This is a genomic window from Mesorhizobium sp. M5C.F.Ca.IN.020.32.2.1 (assembly GCF_004023105.1).
Taxonomy (GTDB): Bacteria; Pseudomonadota; Alphaproteobacteria; order Rhizobiales; family Rhizobiaceae; genus Mesorhizobium; species Mesorhizobium wenxiniae.
Window position 1 is genome coordinate 1 of sequence record NZ_RZSX01000433.1, and the last position, 5,266, is coordinate 5,266.

A 5,266-nucleotide genomic window follows, 5' to 3' on the forward strand; every position below is an offset into this window, starting at 1 on the left:
GCCGCATGATTGGCAGGCGTGGTCTCGACGGCGATCTGGCGCAGTCGCGAACCAATGTCAGCCAGGCGGTCGTGGCGCGTCCACAGCCGGCGATCTCGGGAGGCGGATGATGGCCGAAATTCGCAGCAATGCCGCCTCAGTCGAGTTCAGGAATGTCACCAAGATCTACGGCAGGAGCAAGGCGCCCGCCGTCAACGACATCTCGCTGTTCATCGAGGCCGGGAAGCTGGTCACCCTGCTTGGACCGTCGGGCTGCGGCAAGACGACAACCTTGCGCATGATCGCCGGACTGGAAATGGTGACGAGCGGCCAGATCCTGATCGGAGGCGCCGACGTCACCCGGTTGCCGGCTACTGATCGTGATGTCTCCATGGTGTTTCAATCCTACGCGCTTTTCCCGCACATGACCGTGACCCAAAACGTCGAATACGGCCTGGGCTTTTCCGGCTTCGGCAAGAAGGAGACGACCGAGAGGGCCAGAGCAGGGCTTGAGCTGGTCGGACTGTCCAATTTCGGCGACCGCCTGCCGAGCCAGCTTTCTGGCGGACAGCAACAACGCGTCGCGGTGGCGCGGGCGCTGGTTCTGGAGCCGCAGGTGCTGCTCTTCGACGAGCCTTTGTCGAACCTGGATGCCAAGCTGCGCCGGCGCGTGCGCGAGGAAATCCGCGAGATCCAGCAGAAGCTCGGCCTGACCGTCGTCTATGTCACCCACGACCAGGAGGAAGCGCTCGCCGTCTCCGATCGCATCATTGTCATGAACAATGCGGTGATTGCCCAAGACGGCACGCCACGCGAGCTCTACGAGCAGCCCGCAAATGCTTTCGTGGCCGACTTCATCGGCGAAGCCAACATGTTCCAATGCGAGGTGGTTTCGGTCGAGGGCGACGGCGCCACCGTGCATCTGGGATCCGCCGTCCTGAAGCTGCCGGCTCGCGGCCGCAAACCAGGGCCAGCCAAGCTGGCGGTGCGACCAGGCCGCCTGGAGATTGGCGAGCCGGATAGACCCGGCACTTTGCCCGGCACGCTTGAAAAAGTGACCTATGTCGGCAGCCACCTCGAATTCGTGGTCGCCACGCAATTCGGCGAGGTCTTCGTGATCTCGCCGGATGTCGATACGGCGCTTCGAGCGGGGCAGCCGGTGAGCATCGGCTTTCCCGAACGCGGACCCGTGCTGATCACAGACTGAACGCCTCTTTGCAAAGCGCGTGGACCTTGTCGAACACGCCCTTACCGCCCGCGATGACCAGTGTTCCTTCCTCCAGGACCGTTTTCGGATCGGGAGGGATGACCAATCCGCCGGCCTCTTCGACCAGAAGCATGCCGGCGAGGCAGTCCCAAGCGTTCATATGCTCCTCGACATAGGCGAGCAGCCTGCCCGACGCGACGTAGGCAAGCATAAGCGCACCAGATGCATTGCGGAAAAAGACGCCGCCCTCCTGAAGCAGGAGATCGATCAGTTTGGCGACGGCACGAGCTTCACGACGATTGGAGAAGCCGGTTCCGACCGAGCCTTGCATCAGACTCGTCGTCGGACTTGTCTTTATGGGCCGCTCGTTGAGGAAAGCTCCGCCGCCGCGTCGTCCATAAAAAGTCTCGCCGGTAGACGGTTCGTGGATGACGCCCACGACCGTCACCCCCTCCTTGACGCAGGCGATGACGACGGTCCAGGCTGGGATGCCGCGCACGAAATTGGCAGTGCCGTCGATCGGATCTATCACCCAGGTGTAACCCGATCCGCCCGCTAGTGCGGCGTGTTCCTCTCCGATAACGCCGTCTTCCGGGTACTGAGTCGCAAGCTCCTGGCGGATAAACGCCTCGACATTCCGGTCGGCCTCGGAAACCAGGTCCTGATGACCCTTGCTCTCGATTGTGAGTGTATCCAGTTGTCGGAAATATTGCAGGCCGAGCTCGCCGCCGCGCCGCGCCAACACAGTCCCAAACAGCATCCGATCCTTATTGTCACCCGCCATGGGCCCTCGCTCTTTGTTGATCCACCTCTTGTCAAAGCAGATGTCATCGCCTTCCGCTGATCAGGATCATTCACGCAGGTAATTGTGTCATTGTTTCTGCTTCCGTTCGTTCCGTCAGCCGTTTGTATTGATCGCCGATTTTTCGGGGGGAAAGCTTGAGTTTAACCCTCGGCGATCGGCCGCCACTCGTGGATGACCTCGTATCCCGGCCACTCGAAAGTGAAGAAATGTCACAGGGAACGGTTGATCCCGACTGCGCGAAATCGGCGCATCCAGTAGCCCGCAGAGCAAGAGCGTGCCGACACCGCCGTGCGACGAAAGCAATATCACCGTCGGATGGGTCCCAAAGAAGCGAAACACGGCCCGTACTTTGAGTTCCTGGGCATCGCACGGTCCCATCCGCGGACACTCTCATGTGGATTAGCGAAGTAGGAGTAAGCGACTCGTTCGAAATCGGCGGGTGGAAGGAAGCCTGTTGCGGAGCGGTCATTCTCGCCAAGGTGCTCATCCACTTGGACGGGCTGCGGCCAGCAGGCCAGCCGCTTCAATTGCCTCGGCCTCAGAGCTTGACCAGATGGACGTTAGGCCGGACAGAACCGCACAGTTCGGAGACGCTTGCGAAGCGAACGCGGGCTGCGGGCCGCGACCAATGGCACGCCCAGCCCTCTGGGTCGTGTAGATGGCGTGATATCGGTTTCATTCGGCAGCTTCGGCCTTCGCCGCCGACGAAATTCGTGCGGCGCAGTATTTGAACTCCGGAATCTTGCCGTAGGGGTCCAGCATCGGGTTGGTGAGCATGTTGGCCGGACTTTCGTTGAAGCAGAACGGCATGAAGACCATGCCGTCGGCGACCTCCCGATCGGCGCGGAGGATGGCGTCCACCGTGCCGCGCCGCGTCTCGACCGCAATCATCTCCCCTTGGCGTAGGCCGTGCCGTTTGATCTCATAAGGGTTCATCGCGGCGATCCCGTGTGGCTCGATCGCGTCCAGCACGCCCGCCCGGCGCGTCATGGCGCCGGTGTGCCAATGCTCGAGCAGGCGGCCGGTGGTGAGCACCAGTGGAAACTCTTCATCGGGCACCTCATCGGGCGGTAGCAAATCGGCCGGCACGATGCGGCCGCGTCCGTCCGCGGTCGGGAATCCGGACGAGAAGATGATCTCGTTGCCCGGCTTGTCGGGGCCGTCGGCCGGATAGACAACCGATCCCTCGCGTTCGACGCGATCCCAGGAGATGTGTTTGAGCGAAGGCATGACGCTGGCCATCTCGGCATAGACATCCGACACATGGCCGTAATTCCAGTCCAGACCCACGCGCCTCGCCAGTTCGACGATCAGTTCCCAGTCCTGACGCGCTTGGCCTGGCAGTTCGAGCGCTGGACGCCCAATCTGCACCTGCCGGTTGGTGTTGGTGTATGTGCCGAGCTTTTCGGCATGTGCCGAGGCCGGCAGCACCACATCTGCATGCCAGGCGGTCTCGGTCAGGAAGATGTCCTGCACCACGAGATGGTCGAGCATGGCCAGTGCTTGCCGGGCATGGGTTTGGTCCGGATCGGACATGGCCGGGTTCTCGCCCATTATGTACATGCCCTTGATTTCGCCTTCATGGATGGCGTCGATGATTTCGACGACCGTCAGGCCCCGTTTGGGGTCCAGCGTCTGGCCCCAAAAGTTCTCGTAGGCGCCGCGGATGTCGATGTTCTCGACCGATTTATAGTCGGGGAAATACATCGGGATGAGCCCGGCATCGGATGCGCCCTGCACGTTGTTCTGGCCGCGCAGCGGGTGCAGGCCGGTTCCCGGCCGGCCGACATGTCCGGTGATCAGCGCCAGAGCGATCAGGCAGCGCGCATTATCGGTCCCGTGTGTGTGCTGGGAAATGCCCATGCCCCAAAAGATGATCGACCGCTCGGCGGTCGCGTAGGTGCGGGCGACGTCGCGTAGAACGCTCGCCTCGACACCGCAGACCTCGGCCATCGCTTCGGGCGAAAAATCCTTCACCTTGGCCTTCAGCGCCTCGAATCCGGAAGCGTTGGCCTGGATATACTGCTCGTCGTAGAGCTTTTCCTCAACGATGACGTGGATCAGCGCGTTCAGCATGGCGACGTCGCTGCCAGCCTTGAACCGCAGCGAATGCGACGCATGGCGCATCAGGTCCTGGCCACGCGGGTCCATGACGATCAGCTTGGCGCCGCGCTTGGCCGCCTGCTTGAAATAGGTCGCGGCGACCGGATGGTTGGTGGTCGGCCGCGCGCCGATGACGATGATGCATTCGGCCTTCAGCGCGTCGTTGAAGGGCGCCGAAACTGCTCCCGAACCGACGCCTTCCATGAGTGCTGCGACCGACGATGCGTGGCACAACCGCGTGCAATGGTCGACATTGTTGGTGCCGAAGCCTTGGCGCACCAGCTTCTGGAACAGATAAGCCTCTTCGTTGGAGCCTTTCGCCGAACCGAAGCCGGCCAGCGCCTGCCCGCCATGATCCTTGAGAATGCGCTTCAGCCCGCCGGTGGCACGCGCGAGCGCCTCTTCCCAGGTAGCCTCGCGAAACACGGTCAGCGGATCGACGCCGCGCATGTCCAAATCGCCCGATTTCGGGGCGTCGTCGCGGCGGATAAGCGGCTTCGTCAGCCGTTCAGGCGACATGGCATAATCGAAGCCGAAACGCCCCTTGACGCAGAGCCGGTTCTCGTTGGCATAGCCGTTACGGCCATCGACCTGGACGATCTTGTTGTCCTTGACGGCAACGCTGGTCTGGCAGCCGACGCCACAGAACGGGCACAGCGTGTCGATGACCTTGTCGAATTCCTGTATGACGCGGGTCTTGCCTGTCTTGTCCATCAGCGACTTTTCGTAGAGCGCGCCGGTCGGGCAGGCCTGAACGCATTCACCGCAGGTGACACAAGTCGACAGGCCCATCGGATCATGCATATCGAAGACGGGAAGCGAGTGATTGCCGCGCTCGGCCATGCCGATCACATCGTTGACCTGGACCTCGCGGCAGGCCCGCACACAGGCGCCGCAAGTGATGCAGGAATCGAGATTGACGGCAATGGCGGGATTCGTGATGTCGAATTCCGGCCGAACATCGTCGCTGGCAAATTTTGAGCTATAGCGATCGCCCGAGATCCCCATCGAACCAGCCCACTGCCAGAACATCGACTGCTGATCCGGACCGTCGGCCGCCGGCCGCATATTGCTGGCGAGAAGCTCGAACACGATCTCGCGCGATTTCCTGGCCCGTTCGGTATCCGTCTTCACCACCATTCCGGCGGAAGGTTTGCGGATGCAGGAGGCGG

The 5,266-nt window shown here is 61.9% G+C and carries 3 protein-coding genes; 1 reads left to right on the plus strand and 2 read right to left on the minus strand.

The annotated features are described in order from the left end of the window. The first annotated feature begins 109 nt into the window (after positions 1 to 109). Entirely contained in the window at positions 110 to 1,186 is a 1,077-nt protein-coding gene (locus EOA86_RS20860; protein ID WP_128343376.1) for an ABC transporter ATP-binding protein, read from the plus strand. Here EOA86_RS20860 and EOA86_RS20865 read toward each other — a convergent pair. Both EOA86_RS20865 and fdhF read right to left on the minus strand, forming a co-directional pair. Further along, positions 1,176 to 1,970, minus strand: coding sequence for an inositol monophosphatase family protein (locus EOA86_RS20865; protein WP_128343373.1), 795 nt, complete (start codon positions 1,968 to 1,970; stop codon positions 1,176 to 1,178). The genes EOA86_RS20860 and EOA86_RS20865 overlap by 11 nt on opposite strands. Before the next feature lie 696 nt (positions 1,971 to 2,666). Beyond that, positions 2,667 to 5,266: formate dehydrogenase subunit alpha (fdhF, locus tag EOA86_RS20870; protein ID WP_128343374.1), on the minus strand; the 2,600-nt coding region annotated here is incomplete at its 5' end.